The sequence below is a fragment of the Pseudomonas sp. 34 E 7 genome (genome assembly GCF_900005715.1).
In the GTDB taxonomy this organism is placed as follows: domain Bacteria; phylum Pseudomonadota; class Gammaproteobacteria; order Pseudomonadales; family Pseudomonadaceae; genus Aquipseudomonas; species Aquipseudomonas orientalis_A.
This window is the reverse complement of record NZ_CVTX01000156.1, coordinates 1-16358: the sequence shown is the minus strand read 5'-3', so window position 1 is coordinate 16358 and position 16358 is coordinate 1. Positions and strand designations below refer to the sequence as shown.

Genomic DNA, 16358 nt, shown 5'->3' with positions numbered 1-16358 from the left:
CGTTCGGCCAGCGTGGTTTAACGGGGCGCCTAGGATCAAAAGCAGATCAAGATCAAGAGCGGCTCGCTTCGCATCGTGGTTACGGTTGGGCGCTACAGAGTTGTGAAGATATCTATGGCCATCGGGGGCAAGCCCCCTCCCACATTTAATCTTTGCTCAGTTCGGTAATGGCGTTGACCAGCGTGCCGATGTCCTGCGCTGACGTCACCAATCCCGGTGTCACTCGAATACAGGTGCCAAACGCCGCGCCTGAGCGGGTCGTGGTGAACACGTCATGCTCCTTGAGCATGCGGTCAACCATCATCTGCTGATCGCGTCCAATGAACTTGAATGCGGTAATCGCGCAATACAGCCTCGGATCATCCGGGGTCAGCACCTCAATGCCCGGCAACTCGCGCACCTGGCTCACCCACATGTCCCGCAGATGGTTGACCCGGGCACCCTTGGCCGCCGCGCCGCCCAGTTCCCGATGTTCTTCAAGCACCAGTGGCAAGCTCATCAGTGCCGGAAAGTTCGGTGTGCTGTAGGACGTACGTGCCCGCACATCCGTGGCGGGGTAGTGGAATTCGCCCATGTCCGGGTCGATATCCGGCAGGCGTTCGGGGGCAATGTAGAGAAAGCCCAGGGTCAGCGGTGCGCCAATCCATTTGTGCAGGTTGAAGCCGGCGAACTGAATGCCCAGTTCGCCAAGGTCGAAATCGATCTGACCCAGGGCGTGGGCGCCGTCGAGGATCACGTCGACCCCCTGATCACGTGCAGCCCTGGCAATCGCCGCCACCGGCATCACCAGGCCGGTACGGTGGGTGACATGGGTCAGCGCCATCAGCTTGAGGCGCGGGTGTTGATCGAAGGCGTCGCGATACGTCTGCACCAGGCTGTCGAAGCTGGCCGGGTGGGTGTGGGAAATTTCGATCACTTCAACACCGCGCACGCCCGCCAGCCAGCGCATCGCGCCTTTGACTGTGTCGTACTCCAGATCACTGATCAGCACCTGATCGCCCGGTTGCAGGCGGTTGTAGTTGCGGATCAGCGACTGTAAGGCTTCGGTGGCGTTGCGGGTGAAGGCCACCGAGCCGGGGTCGGCATTGATCAACGCGGCCAGTTGGCGGCGAATCTGGTTATTTTCCCCTTGCTCGAAGCGCTGACGCACATACACCGAGTTGCTGCGGTTGATAAACGCCACATGCTCCAGGTACTGCGCCTGGACTGCACGGCTCATGCGCCCGAAGTAACCGTTTTCCAGATTGATCGGGCCGGGCTCCAGCGCATAGCGCTGGGCGATGGCCTGCCAGTGAGGTTCGTTGTTTGCATTCCTTGGCATGGTGTGGCGCTCAATCAATTAATGGCGAGGGGCGGGTTTACCGTGTTTAACGCGCAACGGTTCGAGCAATTCGGCCAGGCCGTTGTGGTCGATTTCCCGCATCAGTGCCAGTAAGCCGCCCAGTTCTCCGTGGGGAAATCCCTCGCGAGCGAACCAGTTCAGGTAAGGGCCGGGCAGGTCGGCGATGATCCGGCCTTTGTATTTGCCAAACGGCATTTGGCGGGTGATCAGCAATTCGAGCTTTTCAGGGTTCATGGTTTCGAGCAGTGAAGGCGGGGTGTTCGAAAATACAGGCATTCTGCATGAAGGCCAAATGACAGATCATGCAAATAACATACATACAGATGGTTCAATTATTCGTAAGCTGTTGAATTATTTAATAAAATTAATTTTTCAAAACCTGGCACGGGCGCTGCAATCATTAAGGCAACCTTCATCAATCCACACAAGGAATTGAAAAATGACTGACATCAACAAAGAATCGATCTCTGTACTCAACGACCTGATCGAGACCAGCATCGATGGTCAGAAAGGTTTCAAAGAGTGCGCAGAAGACATCAAGCACCCTGAACTCAAAGCGCTGTTCGCCAAGCGCTCTGTTGATTGCGGCACTGCTGCCGCCGAGCTGAAAACCGCCGTACGTGCCCTGGGTGGCGATCCGGAAGATTCCGGCAGCGTGGCCGGTGCCCTGCATCGCGGTTGGGTTGACGTGAAGTCGATGGTGACCGGCAAGGACGAAGAGTCCGTGCTGAACGAAGCCGAGCGCGGTGAAGACCACGCACTGAAGGCTTATAAGGAAGCGATCGAGAAGATCAATAAGCACAACCTGCTGGGCATTCGTGACCTGGTTGAGCGTCAGTATCACGGCGTGCAACGTAACCACGACCAAGTCAAAGCCTTGCGTAACCAGGCTCGCGCCCAGTCGTAAGCCCTGTGCTGTAAGGCTGTAAAATGTGGGAGGGGGCTTGCCCCCGATAGCGGTGGATCAGTCGATAGCTCTATGACTGACACACTGCAATCGGGAGCAGGCCCCCTCCCGCTTTGCTTTCGTCTACCTGTCAGCCGATGCTGATCGGCGGCAGTTCGGTCAGCGTTACAACCTGCTGCTTACGCGGCGCAAGGATCTCCGCTTCGCCATCCACGACCAGTTCATCACGCTGGTTGAACACGCGAGTGGCAATGCGTACCCGGAACTTGGGCAGTTTTTCCAGAATTTCCAGGCACACCGTCAGGGTGTCGCCGATTTTGACCGGCTTCTGAAAGCTCATCTGCTGGCCGATATAAATCGTGCCCGGCCCAGGCAATTCGCAGGCAACCGCCGCACTGATCAGCGCGCCGCTGAACATGCCGTGGGCGATACGCTCCTTGAACATGGTTGCCTTGGCATATTCGGCATCCAGGTGCACCGGGTTGTGATCGCCGGACATGGCGGCGAACAGCTGGATATCGCGTTCTTCGACGGTCTTGCTGAAGCTGGCGGTCTGGCCGACTTCAAGGGCCTCGTAGGGGGTGTTGGTTACCTGGGTCATCTAAACGTGCATCCTGTGGCTAATCGATAATTTAATCGGCTGATTTTAAACGCAAAGTCATTCGCAGCGGGTGGGCCTGCGCAATGCCTGAGTGTGCTCGAGCCACGTCAGGACATCCGCGGTGACGTCGTCGCGGTTGGTTTCGTTGAACACCTCATGACGCGCCTGCGGGTAGAGTGTCAATTGCAGGTGCTGGCAGCCGGCCTCACGCAGGGCGCGGGCCAGGCTCTTGAGACGCTTGCCTTCACTCACCGGATCACATTCACCGCCGATCAGCAGAATCGGCAGGCCCGGATCGATCTGCGCGAGATTGGACGCTTTGCTGATGTGCTGCAAGCCGCCGAGCAGGTCGACCCACAGTTGATTGGTGCAGCGAAAACCGCATAGCGGGTCATTGATGTACTTGTCGACTTCAAGCGGGTCGCGGCTGAGCCAGTCGAAGGCGGTGCGATTGGGTTTGAACGCCTTGTTGAATGAACCGAATGACAGAAAATCAATCAACCCACTGCGCCCGCGCCGGCCCTGGCGCGCGCGCTCGATACGCGCAATCAGCCGCGCTGCGCGATACAGCGCCACCGGCTGGAAATTCGAACCGCTCAGAATGGCGCCGTGCAAGCTGGCGCTGTGGTGCAGCAGGTACGCCTGGGCGATATAGCTGCCCATGCTGTGGCCCAGCAAGATGATCGGCAGCCCCGGATGCTGCTGGCCGATGTGCTGGTTGAGGCTGGCCAGGTCGCCCACCACCTTGTTCCAGCCATCGTTCTCGGCATACAGCCCCAGGGTGCCCTCGTCGGCGGTGCGGCCATGCCCGCGTTGGTCCAGCGCATATAAACCATAGCCGGCGCCGCACAATGCCTGGGCCAGGCGCGCATAGCGGCCGCTGTGCTCGGCCATGCCGTGGGACAGCATCACCACGGCCTTGGGGAGCGCGTCAGGCATCCATTGATTGACGAACAGCCGGCTGTGGTCATTCGCGGTCAGCCAGAAAGTGCTGTGGTTCATGGCGGTTCCTTTGCTCAGGGTCGTTGCAGTGTATAGCTCATCTGCCCGAGGGCGGGGTATCTGCCTGCGCCTTAGCGACAAGATTCATACAATCAATGACACAGTTCAGCGTATTTGCCTGTTTGGCCATTACTGCTAACGTCCTCAAAGCTCCGCTCTTTGTAGCTGCATAGAAAAGCGGCCGGACCTGTTCAGGTAAAGAGGACAAGAATAATGCAACCTGATTTCTGGAATGACAAACGCGCCGCGGGCGTTCCCAATGACATTGATCTGACCAGCTACACATCGGTGATCGAAGTTTTCGAGCGCTCCTGCAAGACCTTTGCCGACCGTCCGGCGTTCAGCAACATGGGCATTACCCTGACCTACGCCGAGCTTGAGCGCCACAGCGCGGCGTTCGCCGGTTACTTGCAACAGCACACCGACCTCAAGCCCGGCGAGCGCATCGCGGTGCAGATGCCCAATGTGTTGCATTACCCGATTGCCGTTTTTGGCGCACTGCGCGCTGGGCTGATCGTGGTCAATACGAACCCCTTGTACACCCCGCGTGAAATGCGCCACCAGTTCAAGGACGCCGGCGTGCGCGCGCTGGTCTACCTCAATCTGTTCGGTTCGCGGGTTCAGGAGGTGTGTGCCGACACCGAGATCGACTACCTGATCGAAGCCCGGATGGGCGACTTCATGCCCGCCGCCAAGGGCTGGCTGGTCAACACAGTGGTCGATAAGGTGAAGAAGATGGTCCCGGCCTACCACCTGCCGCGTGCGCTGTCGTTCAAGCGCGCCCTGCGCATGGGCGGCGGCCTGGGCGTGACCCGCCATCCGGTGACCCTCGACGACATCGCTGTGCTGCAATACACCGGTGGCACCACGGGCCTGGCCAAGGGCGCGATGCTCACCCACGGCAACCTGGTGGCGAACATGCAGCAGGTGCGGGCGTGCATGTCCCAGACCGGCGACGATGGTCACCCGCTGGTCAAGGAAGGGCAGGAGGTGATGATTGCGCCGCTGCCGCTGTACCACATCTATGCATTCACCGCGAACTGCATGTGCATGATGGTATCCGGCAACCACAACGTGCTGATCACCAACCCGCGGGACATTGGCGGCTTCATCAAGGAGCTGAAGAAGTGGCGTTTCACCGGGTTGCTGGGGCTCAACACGTTGTTTGTGGCGCTGATGGACCACCCGGACTTCAAGCACCTGGACTTTTCCCATCTGAAGCTGACCAACTCCGGCGGCACGGCGTTGATCAAGGCCACCGCCGAGCGCTGGCAGCACATCACCGGTTGTGCGATCGGCGAGGGCTACGGCCTGACCGAAACCTCGCCGGTGGCCAGCACCAACCCGTATGGCAATAAGTCGCGACTGGGCACCGTCGGCATTCCGGTGCCGGCCACGGCCATGAAAGTGATCGATGACGAGGGCACCGAGCTGCCGCTGGGCGAGCGCGGTGAGCTGTGCATCAAGGGCCCGCAGGTGATGAAGGGCTATTGGCAGCAACCGCAGGCCACCGCCGAAGCGCTGGACGCCGAAGGCTGGTTCAAGACCGGCGATATCGCGGTGATCGATGCCGACGGTTTTATCCGTATTGTGGACCGTAAGAAAGACCTGATTATCGTGTCGGGCTTCAACGTGTACCCCAACGAAATCGAGGACGTGGTGATGGCGCATCCGGCCGTGGCCAACTGTGCGGTGATCGGCGTGCCGGACGAGCGTACCGGGGAGGCGGTGAAGCTGTTTGTGGTGGCGCGTGCCGAGGGGGTGAGCGTTGAGGAGTTGAAGGCGTACTGCAAGACCAATTTCACCGGGTACAAGGTGCCCAAGCATATTGTGCTCAGGGATTCGCTGCCGATGACGCCGGTAGGCAAGATTCTGCGCCGGGAGCTGCGCGACATCGCCTGAACCTTGAATTGAAATGCAATTAAAAATGTGGGAGGGGGCTAGCCCCCGATAGCAGTGGTTCAGTCAACACATTGAGTGACTGACACACCGCCATCGGGGGCAAGCCCCCTCCCACATGTGTTATTTGTCGCCCGGTATGGCTCATTCCAGAGCGGATTCCAGAGGTATAGAATCTTTGCTCTAAAAATGACCACTGGATATTCTTGAGTCATGTTTATGACTGTAGGGCCCTCTTTTGGCTCTAGGCGGGCCTTGGCAAAGCTGCTACTCTCGGCGCGCTTTGTGACGTCTAGGCCTGCTTGAAAGCGCCAGATTCACCTTAAAACACACACCAATAATAATCGCATCAAATGCGATGATGAATTCGCGTCGCTGAGGAGTGGGCTTCCATGAACGAAGACTTTTGGAAGGATAAGTACCCCGCCGGGATTGCTGCACAAATCAATCCAGACGAGTATCCGAATATTCAGGCGGTATTGAAGCAGTCCTGCCAGCGCTTCGCCAACAAACCGGCTTTCAGCAACCTGGGCAAGACCATCACCTACGGTCAACTGTACGAATTGTCCGGCGCATTTGCCGCCTACCTGCAACAGCATACCGACTTGAAGCCCGGCGATCGAATTGCCGTGCAACTGCCCAACGTCCTGCAGTACCCGGTCGCCGTATTCGGCGCCATCCGTGCCGGGCTGATCGTGGTCAACACCAACCCGCTGTACACCGCGCGGGAAATGGAACATCAATTCAACGACTCCGGGGCCAAGGCCCTGGTCTGCCTGGCCAACATGGCGCACCTGGCTGAAAAAGTCGTGCCCAAGACCGCCGTCAAGCACGTGATCGTGACCGAAGTGGCCGACCTGTTGTCGCCGTTCAAGCGCCTGTTGATCAACAGCGTGATCAAGTACGTGAAGAAAATGGTCCCGGCGTATCACTTGCCGCAAGCGATCAAGTTCAATGACGTGCTGGCCAAGGGGCACGGCCAGGCGGTCAGCGATGCCAACCCGGCCAGCGGCGATGTGGCTGTTCTGCAATACACCGGCGGCACCACCGGGGTGGCCAAGGGCGCGATGCTGACTCACCGCAATCTGGTCGCCAACATGCTGCAATGCAAGGCGCTGATGGGCTCCAACCTCAATGAAGGGTGCGAAATCCTGATCACGCCGCTGCCGCTGTATCACATCTATGCGTTCACCTTTCATTGCATGGCGATGATGCTGATCGGCAACCACAACATCCTGATCAGCAACCCGCGCGACCTGCCGGCGATGGTCAAGGAACTGTCGAAGTGGAAGTTCAGCGGCTTTGTCGGCCTTAACACCCTGTTCGTGGCGCTGTGCAATAACGAAGGTTTCCGCAAGCTGGATTTCTCCGCGCTGAAGGTCACCCTGTCCGGCGGCATGGCGCTGCAACTGGCGGCGGCCGAACGCTGGAAGGCCGTGACCGGTTGTGCCATCTGCGAGGGCTACGGCATGACCGAAACCAGCCCGGTGGCCACCGTCAACCCGATCCAGCATATCCAGATCGGCACCATCGGCATTCCGGTGCCTTCCACCGTGTGCAAGGTTATTGCCGACGACGGCACCGAGCTGGCGCTGGGCGAAACCGGCGAGCTGTGCGTCAAGGGCCCGCAAGTGATGAAGGGCTACTGGCAGCGTGAAGACGCCACCGCCGAGATGCTCGACAGCGAAGGCTGGCTGAAGACCGGTGACATCGCGATCATCCAGCCCGATGGCTACATGCGTATTGTCGACCGCAAGAAGGACATGATCCTGGTCTCGGGCTTCAACGTTTACCCCAACGAACTGGAAGATGTGCTGGCAGGCCTGCCGGGTGTGTTGCAGTGCGCAGCCATCGGCGTACCGGATGAAAAGTCCGGGGAGCACATCAAGCTGTTCATTGTGGTCAAGCCGGGGGCCACCCTGACTAAGGAACAGGTGATGGAGCACATGCGCGCCAATGTCACCGGCTACAAGGTGCCCAGGGCGGTTGAGTTCCGCGATGCATTGCCGACCACCAACGTGGGCAAGATCCTGCGGCGTGAATTGCGTGATGAAGAACTGAAGAAGCTCGGTCTTAAAAAGTAACTTAAACCAAATGTGGGAGGGGGCTTGCCCCCCGATAGCAGTGGTTCAGTCAACACATTGAGTGACTGACACACCGCCATCGGGGGCAAGTCGAATCGTCGCACCGCCCCTCCCACATTTTTGATCGCGTTCTTACAGAGCGAACTGGGCGAAGCCGATTCCTGCACCGGCCGGCCGCACGTCCTTGAGGAACGAGTCCTTGTCGGCGCTCAGTTCCAGGGTGATCTCCGGCTTGCGTTTGCCGGCATTGCGCACCACCAGCCCTTCGAGGTTTTCGCGCAGGAACAGGGTCGGCACCTTCAGGTGCAGCAACTGGTCGGTGTCGGCGTTGTGCATCAACAGGTGGATCCACTCGTACTGGCCCACGCCGATCCGCACCACGGGCAGGTCGAACCACCAGATGTTGCGTTTGCGGTCCAGGTCGGTGAAATGACAGTTGTTGACGCCGAGTACGGCACCTCCCAGTTCCTGGTTTCTGCGGGCGATGGCCTGTGCTTTATCGAGTTTCATAACCTTCCTACGGGATCTGTTATTCAGCGTGTGAGCCTGAATGTGCCGGGCATTCTCGTGGGTTGGCCACAAAACATAAAGGCAAACCTGCCCCTTTCGATGAAATGCCCGCTGAAAATAATTGAAACTCTGGCGCATGGCGTCGAGTCAACCGCAGCGTAGTGACCAAAAACCATTTGATTGTTATCAGGAGTAATACCATGGGCAGCACTTCCGATAAGGTAAAAGGCATGGCTAACGAAGCCGTTGGTAACGTCAAGCAAGGCGTCGGCAAGGTTACCGATAATGACAAACTGCGTGCTGAAGGCGTGATCCAGGAAAAGAAAGGCGAAGCGCAGCAGGCTGTTGGCAAGACCAAGGATGCGGTGAAAAAAGCCACCGAGTAACACGGCTAGGCTGGCTCCTCTCCAGCAGCCCGACGGCCATCCACGGATGGCCGTTTTTGCAGGTACTGGCGCAACTAAACTTCAGAAATTGTTTCAAAGTCGCCAAATGGGCTACTTTGATGTAGAAAACGGCCCCTGAGTCGCCCACGACTTCAACTCTTTGCGGCGAAAGGAGACGCTAATGATTTTTCCGGTACTTGATGGTCTCAAGCTGCACAAGGTGCTGGTGCGCACCGTCACCGAATTCGTCGACGACGAGATGCCCACCTATGCCTCGGCACTGGCGTACCAGATGCTGTTCTCGCTGTTTCCCTTCCTGCTGTTCCTGATTGCTTTGATCGGTTTCCTGCACCTGCCGGACTTTTTCACCTGGCTGCGCCTGCAGTCGGAGCTGGTATTGCCGCCCCAGGCCCTGGAGCAGGTCAACCCGGTGATCGACCAACTGCAGCAATCCAAGGGTGGGCTGCTGTCGGTGGGTATCGTGATCGCCCTGTGGACCGCTTCCGCCGGTGTGCGCTTGATGATGAGTGCGATGAACGCGGCGTATGACGTGGTGGAGGGGCGGCCGATCTGGAAGCGTTTTCCGCTGTCGATTTTCTACACCGTCGGCATCGCCGGCATGCTGCTGGCCGCCGCCGCGCTGATGGTGCTCGGCCCGCAAGTGATGGAGTGGCTGGCGGGGCAGATCGGCATGCAGGAGTTCGTCGTCACCCTGTGGACGATCCTGCGCTGGCCGCTGATCGTGATCCTGCTGATGTTTGCCGTGGCCCTCATGTACTACGTGATGCCGGACGTGGAACAGGAGTTTCGCTTTATCACCCCCGGTTCCGTACTCGCGGTGGTGGTGTGGATCGTCGCCTCCCTCGGCTTTGGCTACTACGTCAAGACCTTCGCCGACTACAACGCTATGTATGGCAGTATCGGTGCGATCATCGTCCTGCTGCTGTACTTCTATATTTCCGCCGCCGTGTTGTTGCTCGGTGCGGAGATGAATGCCGTGATCGAACACATGTCCGCCGAGGGCAAGGACCCCGGCGAGAAGGAAATCGACGAACCGGGCCATACCTCTGAAAAACAGCATGTCTCAGGCCTAGGCCGGGACCACTCCAAGCCCCTCGCCGAGCCTGAACAATGATCCGTGACATCCTCAAAATGGGCGATGAACGCCTGCTGCGCATCGCTCCGCCGGTACCGCCGGAAATGTTCGACAGCCCCGAGTTGTGGCAACTGATTGATGACATGTTCCAGACCATGGAGCATGTGGGCGGCGTCGGCCTGGCCGCGCCGCAGATCGGCGTCGACCTGCAACTGGTGATCTTCGGTTTCGAGGCCAGCGAGCGCTACCCTGACGCGCCGCCGGTACCGCAGACCATCCTGATCAATCCACTGATCACCCCGCTAAGCCCGGTACTGGAAGAGGGCTATGAGGGTTGCCTGTCCGTCCCCGGCCTGCGCGGCGCCGTGGACCGTTACCAGCAGATTCGCTACGAAGGTTTCGACCCCAAGGGCGAGCCGATCGTACGCTTCGCCGACGGCTTCCATGCACGGGTGGTGCAGCATGAATGCGACCACCTGATTGGTCGCTTGTACCCGTCGCGGATTACCGACTTCAGCAAATTCGGGTTTATCGAGGTGATGTTCCCGGAAATGGACCCAGCCGCCGACGAATGATCTGCAGGCCCTCTGTAGGAGCGAGCTTGCTCGCGAAAAACGTCAACGATAACGCGTGCTTCCTGAATGAACGCGGTGCCTGTGAATTTTTCGCGAGTAAGCTCGCTCCTAACCACCGCTATCGGGAGCAAGCCATCCAGGTGATTGAAGTCCCATCGCGATCATCGGCTTGTTGCGCTTGTAACGCACCAGCCGCTCACTGAGCGATTGCGGCAGCACGGTGTCCTGTGAAAACCCCATACGCCGGTACAACCCTTCAAGGTCCGGATGGCACAACAGCCAGACCGTGCCGTCCACACTCGCCACTGCCTGGTGGATCAATCGCGCCGCCAGCCCCTGGCCGCGATAGGCCGGGTCAACGAACACCCCCGTCAGCCACTGCCCACCGACCACAGGTGTCAGGCACAACCCGGCCACAATCTCAGCGTCTCTGGCCACCCACAACTGCCCGCCCTTGAGCGCCTTCATCGACGAGTTGTGGTTGCGGTAAAACTTGTTCAGCAACGGCCATAGCGGCGCTGCCAGCCGTTCGATGTGCATGGTCAAACCAAATGAAAAGGGCAAGGCGCGCATTGTAACCGGTGCCGGCGGAGCACCGACAATGGCTGCGCTGATAGTACATAAAGTTATAATCAGATGAATTTTAAATATTATTAAAGAATAAGAGGGCTTGTTAGGATCGCTCCCAACCTGCACCCGCCGCCAAGGCCAAGGAAGCGCTCTTATGCTGAAAATAATTGTTGTTGCCGTTCTTTCGCTGTTCGCTGCCAACGTGCTGGCCGCCGATCCCTCCACCCTGCGCATTGGCTATCAGAAAAGCTCGGTGAGCATGGTGCTCGCCCGTGAGCACAAGCTCTTCGAAGCCGCGCTGCCCGGCACACAGGTGCAGTGGACCGAGTTCCTCGGTGGCCCGCCGCTGATCGAGGCGCTGAACGCCGGCAGCCTGGACATCGGCAATATCGGCGACATCCCGCCCATTTTCGCCCAGGCCGCCGGCATCGAGTTGCAGTACATCGCCGTCGAGCCCAATGACGGCAAGACCGAAGCCGTGCTCGTGCCCAAAGCCAGTACGATTCAGAGCGTGGCCGAACTCAAGGGCAAGCGTGTGGCCTTGCTCAAGGGGTCCAGCGCGCACAACCTGTTCCTCAAGAGCCTGCTGCGCGCCGGCTTGCAGTGGAAGGATGTGAACGTGGTGTACCTGTCGCCGTCCGACGGCCGCGCCGCCTTCGAGCAGGGCAAGGTGGACGCCTGGGTCGTGTGGGACCCGTATTACTCGGCCGCCGTTGTCGACGGTGCCGCCCGTGTGTTGGGCACCGGCGAAGGCCTCAATCCGGCCGGCAGCTTCTTCGTGACCAGCGGCGCGTTTGCCCGGCAAAACCCCCAGGCCATCGCCACCATCATCCAGACCCTCGGCAAGGCGCAGCGTCTGTCGCTGGACCAGCCCGAGGACAGCATCGCGCTGATGGCCAAGACCCTGGGCCTGCAACCGGCCGTGGTCAAAAGCTACTTCGAGCACCGCTCGCCGGCGCCGATCCGGCCGCTGCAGGGGGGCGACATCGCCACTCAGCAAGGCACCGCCGACCTGTTTTTCGCCAATGGCCTGATCCCGAAAAAGATCGAGGTGCAGCAGGTTGTGTTCAAAGGTCCATAAGCCCAGGCTGAGTTCAAAGTGTGGGAGGGGGCTTGCCTCCTCCCACATTTCTTGTTCAGCGGTGTGGCTTAGATGGCTGCCAGGGTGTCTTTCAGTGCCTGGGTTTGTGGAGCAGCCGTCTTCGCCACTACCTGCTGCTGTTGCTGCTCCTTCAAGCGCTCCGCCACTTGGCTGGCAATGGCGTCTTGCCTTTCCTGCGGCAGGGCCTGCACTTGTTCCTCGGTCATCCCCTGCTCCTTGAGCAACTGTTCGCGGATGCGTTCGGCCGGGGATTTGCTCATGTATTCGGTGAATTCAGCCCGCGCCCCCGAGGTCGGTGCTGTGGTCTGCAGCTGCACGCGAGTCTTGGCGAACGCCTCGTCGATGCGGTCGCCCGCCTTGTCCAGCTCCTTCTGCGCGGCCGGCATCGCCGTACCTGGCTGCGCACCCTGCAGGGCGCCGCTGTACAACGCGCTGGCGGCGGCATTGGCCGGGTCCATGTCGGGCCGCTTGATCTGTTGAACCGTCGAAACGGCTTGGGTGTTGGTGTTAACCAGCATGATCGTTCACCTGTGCAAATATGCGGTGTGACAGCTGGAGCAATTAGCATGCCGGGCGCAGGGTGCGCGTTTTTACTGGGGTAGAGGCCGCCGTCGCGGCAAACACTGTCCCGCCGACGGCCAACTGTTGCCGTCAGTGGGCGATATGCTCCAACGCCAGGTTACGCGTACGCGGCCCGAACCAACTGATGGTAATCATCACGATCAACATGCTGCTGGCGATAAACGCCAGCACGCCCGGCGTGCCCAGGTGCTCGAGGATAAAGCCGATCAGCAGGCTGCTGAACACCGTGGACAAGCGGCTGAACGAATAACAGAACCCAACCGCCCGCGCGCGGATATTGGTGGGGAACAACTCGCTCTGATACGAGTGATAGCTGAAGCTCAGCCAGGCATTGCAGAAGGTGATCATCACCCCGCAGAAAATCAGCCCTACCGCTGTGGTTTGCAGGGCGAACAGGCTGCCGAAGATCACCGCGCCCATGGCCGAGCCGACGATCTGCCATTTGTTTTCAAAACGGTTGGCGACCTTGACGAACAGCAACGGGCCCAGCGGGTAGGCGAGGGTGATGATAAAGGCATAGAGCAGGCTGTGGGTCACACTGACGCCCTGGCCCGACAGCAAGGCCGGCAGCCAGTTGCCAAAGCCGAAGAAACCAATCGCCTGGAACACGTGGAACACGATCAGCATCAAGGCGCGGCGACGGTAGGGCGGCTGCCAGATATCGGCGAAACGGCCGCTGCCCTGCACGCTGACAGCCTCCGGCTCCGGCGCGTCCAGAGGTTTGCCGTGATCCTTCAGGCAGCGCGCCTCCAGGTTGTCCATGATCGCGCCGGCTTCCTCGAAACGACCTTTCTGTGCCAGCCAGCGCGGTGACTCCGGCAGGCGCTTGCGCAGTTGCCAGATAAACAGCGCAAACACCGCACTGCTGAGCACCACCCAGCGCCAACCGGAGATGCCGAACGGCGCCTGGGGCACCAGCCACCACGACATCAGCGCCACCGCCGGTACCGACAGGAACTGGATGAAAAACGCAAAGGCAAACGCCGAACTGCGCATGCGCTTGGGCACCAGTTCCGACAGGTAGGCGTCAATGGTCACCAGCTCGATTCCCAGGCCAATGCCCACCAGAAAGCGCATGCAGATAATACCCACGGCCGACGTCTGGATGCCCATCAACACCGTGGCGACGGTGTACCAGATCAACGCAAAGGTGAAGATCGCCCGGCGTCCGAAACGGTCAGCGAAGGGGCTGAGCAGGCTGGCACCGAGGAACAGGCCGAGGAACGTGGCCGAGGCGAATGCGGCCTGGTCAGAGAAGCCAAACGCGCCCGCGCTGCCGGTGTGGAATATCCCGTCGCTGATCAGGCCTGGGCTGATATAGGCCGTTTGGAACAGGTCATACAGCTCGAAGAAACCGCCGATCGACAGCAATGCCACCAGGCGCCAGATGCTGGCGACTGCGGGCAGGCGGTCGATGCGCGCGCTGATGTGGGCGGCGCGGGTCGGGTTGATGCCGTCGGTGGCAGCGGCGCTGAGGTTGGGCATGGGAGAAGTTCCAGAAGCAGTGAGCTGGAATCTTAACCTGCAACTGACAGTGAGCAATTGTGCAATGTAGGGCGAAAGCCGCTGTTTTGGCGATTTATTGCGTGCGGGTTTCATCGACGACCAATAATGGCCGTCGATTGGGCTCATGCACAGTAAAACAGCGGACCTTGAGTCACGCTTTCTTAGGAGGAAGAGGCTGCCCGCACATGCTTGAAGTTCTCTACCGTAAAAGCGCCAGATGAGAAGCTCATTTGCTGCACGCGGCGACCTCTCGTTTCAGCCTCGAAGTGAAATTTTGCAGTCAGGACACCGTCCTGTAATTGCAAGACGGTGAATTCTCCCCGGCTTGCAAAATAAGTACCCTGATTACCCGCGCGCGTATCATCAAATTCCAGCCTTACCTTGTGATCGGTATCCGTTGCACCAATCGCGAAGGTCTCGCCTGAGCGAATATCCTGGTCAATGCTGATTTTGAGCAATGCGTGGTCCGTCATGATTCCGACGGTCGAATTAAAGCCGGCCTCTCCATTTAAATGAGCGACAAAGCTCGTCTGAAAGGGGACAGACCATCCGGAAACAGTTCCCGAGATTTTATCGTTTGGGCCCAGTATGTTAGTCATTTGTTTTTTCCGTATTCAAAGGGGAGCAATGGGTTGTCAGTGCCGCCCGATATGAATAAGCGAAGAGAAAAACCAGATCTACTGTCAAATCTGACAGGTATAGCGCGTTTCCGACTAACGGGTCGGCTAGTTCAATAAGTTATCGGTATCCCAAACTGTGCGAATGCATCGTCCATCGGTTGGTAGTCAAGCACACGCACTGTCTCGCTCAGGTCCAGGCGTTTGAAACGGTTATTGGAGATGCCATGGGCGATCAAGTGTTTCACGCCTTCGGCCTCAACCGAACGCTGTAATAATTGCACGGCATCGCGGGGGCTGAGCCAGGCGCTGAGGTCGCGGGCGTTGTTCAGGTCGTGGGTTTCGGGAAATTCAAACGCGCCGATGCGCACGGCGATGGTCGACAGCGGCGTCTTGGCGGCATAGTAGCCACATAGCGCCTCGCCGTAGCATTTGCTCACGCCATACAGGTTGGCGGGCATCACCGGCATGCCTGGCGTGATCTGGCGATCCACCGGGTAGCCTTCGATGGTTTGCGCGCTGCTGGCGAATACCATGCGCTGCACGCCGGCGTTCACGGCGGCTTCGAACAGGTAGGTAGTGGCGAGGATGTTGTTGGGCAGCAGTTCGTCGAACGAGGCGCTGGCATGGGGGATGCCCGCCAGGTGCACGATCACATCGATGCCTTCGAGCAGGGCTGCGAGGCTGGATTTATCACTGAGGTCAGCGTGTATGAAGCGGTGTCCAGCCAAATCGAAATCCGGCGCGATGCGGTCAGTGAGGGTGAAACGGTAGCGATCTTTCGACGCCTGGAAAAATGTCTTGCCGATTCTGCCGCAGGCGCCGGTGAGGAGTACGTTGAGTCCGTTCAAGAGGGTGTCCCTGTATTCAGTTGTGGCCGTCGAGGGCGAAGGTGTTGAAACCGGCATGTTGGCTGAGCCGCTGGTAGTAGGCGGCGATGGCCGGGTAGGGCGGACGCTCCATGGGTGTCACCTGCCAGCGGTGCACCGAGAGGCCGATCAGGATATCGGCGAGGGTGAACTCGTCGCCGGCTACGTAAGCGCCGGTCCTGGTCAACTGTTGTTCGAGGATGCCCATCTTGTCGTTCCAGACCTGCACGGCGGCGGCAATCTGTGTCGCGTCCAGCCCATCGGGATTGTTACGCACCAGCGCGGTGAATGCGTCGCCCCAGGCACGGTTGAGTTCGGTGGCCTGCCAGTCGATCCATTGTTCGACGCGGGCCCGTGGCGCGGGCTCGAAGGGCAGCAGGTCAGCGCGTTGATACAGGCCGACGAGGTATCGGCAGATGGTATTGGACTCCCATAGCACGCCGTGGTCATCGATCAAGACCGGGATTTGGGCGTTGGGGTTCAGGGCGAGGAACTCAGTGGATTGGGTGGGCTTGAAGCCGATGCCCCAGTCCTCGCGCACATAGTCGATGCCCAGTTCCTGGCAGGTCCAGAGTACTTTTCGCACGTTTATGGAAGAGGTGCGACCCAAGATTTTCAGTGAGTGTCCCATGGTGCTTCCCTGGCTTGGAGAGTGGTTAATCTAGCAGGGGCCAAGTGGGCACGGTTAAAAAATGTGGGAGGGGCGGTGC

Annotated in this window: 18 protein-coding genes; 7 read left to right on the top strand and 11 right to left on the bottom strand. The window is 59.2% G+C overall.

The annotated features are described in order from the left end of the window. Positions 1–145: 145 nt before the first annotated feature. Together BFP96_RS19420 and BFP96_RS19415 are read right to left on the bottom strand one after the other, a co-directional pair. Positions 146–1321, bottom strand: a complete 1176-nt coding sequence (locus BFP96_RS19420) for an aminotransferase class V-fold PLP-dependent enzyme (RefSeq protein ID WP_065936840.1) — start codon at positions 1319–1321, stop codon at positions 146–148. 18 nt (positions 1322–1339) lie between these two features. Then, positions 1340–1576, bottom strand: coding sequence for a DUF3820 family protein (locus BFP96_RS19415; RefSeq protein WP_065936885.1), 237 nt, complete (start codon positions 1574–1576; stop codon positions 1340–1342). 205 nt (positions 1577–1781) lie between these two features. On the opposite strand from BFP96_RS19415, the gene BFP96_RS19410 reads away from it, so the two are divergent. Further along, complete coding sequence (locus BFP96_RS19410) at positions 1782–2249, top strand: ferritin-like domain-containing protein (RefSeq protein ID WP_065895035.1); 468 nt, start codon at positions 1782–1784, stop codon at positions 2247–2249. A gap of 130 nt (positions 2250–2379) precedes the next feature. Here the strand turns inward: BFP96_RS19410 and BFP96_RS19405 are convergent, their stop codons facing one another. Together BFP96_RS19405 and BFP96_RS19400 are read right to left on the bottom strand one after the other, a co-directional pair. After that, positions 2380–2850: a MaoC family dehydratase gene (locus BFP96_RS19405; RefSeq protein ID WP_065936839.1), complete on the bottom strand. Its 471-nt coding sequence runs from the start codon at positions 2848–2850 to the stop codon at positions 2380–2382. A gap of 57 nt (positions 2851–2907) precedes the next feature. Beyond that, on the bottom strand, positions 2908–3852 hold the full coding sequence (locus BFP96_RS19400; RefSeq protein WP_065936838.1) for an alpha/beta hydrolase: 945 nt from the start codon (positions 3850–3852) through the stop codon (positions 2908–2910). Positions 3853–4065: 213 nt separating this feature from the next. Here BFP96_RS19400 and fadD2 point away from each other — a divergent pair, with 213 nt between their 5' ends. Together fadD2 and fadD1 are read left to right on the top strand one after the other, a co-directional pair. Beyond that, complete coding sequence (gene fadD2, locus BFP96_RS19395) at positions 4066–5754, top strand: long-chain-fatty-acid--CoA ligase FadD2 (RefSeq protein WP_065895033.1); 1689 nt, start codon at positions 4066–4068, stop codon at positions 5752–5754. A 389-nt stretch (positions 5755–6143) separates the two neighbouring features. Next, a complete protein-coding gene (gene fadD1, locus BFP96_RS19390) occupies positions 6144–7835 on the top strand; it encodes a long-chain-fatty-acid--CoA ligase FadD1 (RefSeq protein WP_065887701.1) in 1692 nt (563 codons plus the stop codon). Between the two features lie 132 nt (positions 7836–7967). Here the strand turns inward: fadD1 and BFP96_RS19385 are convergent, their stop codons facing one another. Continuing rightward, positions 7968–8345, bottom strand: coding sequence for a hypothetical protein (locus tag BFP96_RS19385; protein ID WP_065895032.1), 378 nt, complete (start codon positions 8343–8345; stop codon positions 7968–7970). Positions 8346–8545: 200 nt separating this feature from the next. On the opposite strand from BFP96_RS19385, the gene BFP96_RS19380 reads away from it, so the two are divergent. The 3 genes from BFP96_RS19380 (at position 8546) to def (ending at position 10402) form a co-directional block, all read left to right on the top strand. After that, positions 8546–8731, top strand: a complete 186-nt coding sequence (locus tag BFP96_RS19380; protein ID WP_065895031.1) for a CsbD family protein — start codon at positions 8546–8548, stop codon at positions 8729–8731. Between the two features lie 181 nt (positions 8732–8912). Continuing rightward, complete coding sequence (locus BFP96_RS19375) at positions 8913–9866, top strand: YihY/virulence factor BrkB family protein (protein ID WP_065895030.1); 954 nt, start codon at positions 8913–8915, stop codon at positions 9864–9866. Further along, positions 9863–10402 (top strand): peptide deformylase, encoded by a 540-nt coding sequence (def, locus tag BFP96_RS19370; protein WP_065895029.1) that lies wholly within the window; start codon positions 9863–9865, stop codon positions 10400–10402. Before BFP96_RS19375 ends, def begins: the two co-directional genes overlap by 4 nt. Before the next feature lie 108 nt (positions 10403–10510). Here def and BFP96_RS19365 read toward each other — a convergent pair whose 3' ends face one another. Continuing rightward, positions 10511–10942: a GNAT family N-acetyltransferase gene (locus tag BFP96_RS19365; protein WP_139113424.1), complete on the bottom strand. Its 432-nt coding sequence runs from the start codon at positions 10940–10942 to the stop codon at positions 10511–10513. A gap of 184 nt (positions 10943–11126) precedes the next feature. Between BFP96_RS19365 and BFP96_RS19360 the strand changes: the two genes are divergently transcribed. Beyond that, the gene (locus BFP96_RS19360) at positions 11127–12053 is read left to right on the top strand and encodes an aliphatic sulfonate ABC transporter substrate-binding protein (RefSeq protein ID WP_065936836.1); all 927 of its coding nucleotides are present in this window, start codon (positions 11127–11129) and stop codon (positions 12051–12053) included. 68 nt (positions 12054–12121) lie between these two features. Here BFP96_RS19360 and BFP96_RS19355 read toward each other — a convergent pair whose 3' ends face one another. The 5 genes from BFP96_RS19355 to BFP96_RS19335 all read right to left on the bottom strand — a co-directional run bounded on the left by BFP96_RS19355 (position 12122) and on the right by BFP96_RS19335 (position 16279). Continuing rightward, positions 12122–12592: a hypothetical protein gene (locus BFP96_RS19355; protein WP_065896427.1), complete on the bottom strand. Its 471-nt coding sequence runs from the start codon at positions 12590–12592 to the stop codon at positions 12122–12124. 133 nt (positions 12593–12725) lie between these two features. Continuing rightward, positions 12726–14141 (bottom strand): MFS transporter, encoded by a 1416-nt coding sequence (locus BFP96_RS19350; protein ID WP_065896428.1) that lies wholly within the window; start codon positions 14139–14141, stop codon positions 12726–12728. Between the two features lie 182 nt (positions 14142–14323). Then, positions 14324–14761, bottom strand: coding sequence for a hypothetical protein (locus tag BFP96_RS19345; protein ID WP_065936835.1), 438 nt, complete (start codon positions 14759–14761; stop codon positions 14324–14326). Between the two features lie 131 nt (positions 14762–14892). Beyond that, positions 14893–15630 (bottom strand): NAD-dependent epimerase/dehydratase family protein, encoded by a 738-nt coding sequence (locus BFP96_RS19340; protein WP_065936834.1) that lies wholly within the window; start codon positions 15628–15630, stop codon positions 14893–14895. 16 nt (positions 15631–15646) lie between these two features. Beyond that, positions 15647–16279: a glutathione S-transferase family protein gene (locus BFP96_RS19335; protein ID WP_065895024.1), complete on the bottom strand. Its 633-nt coding sequence runs from the start codon at positions 16277–16279 to the stop codon at positions 15647–15649. Positions 16280–16358: the final 79 nt, after the last annotated feature.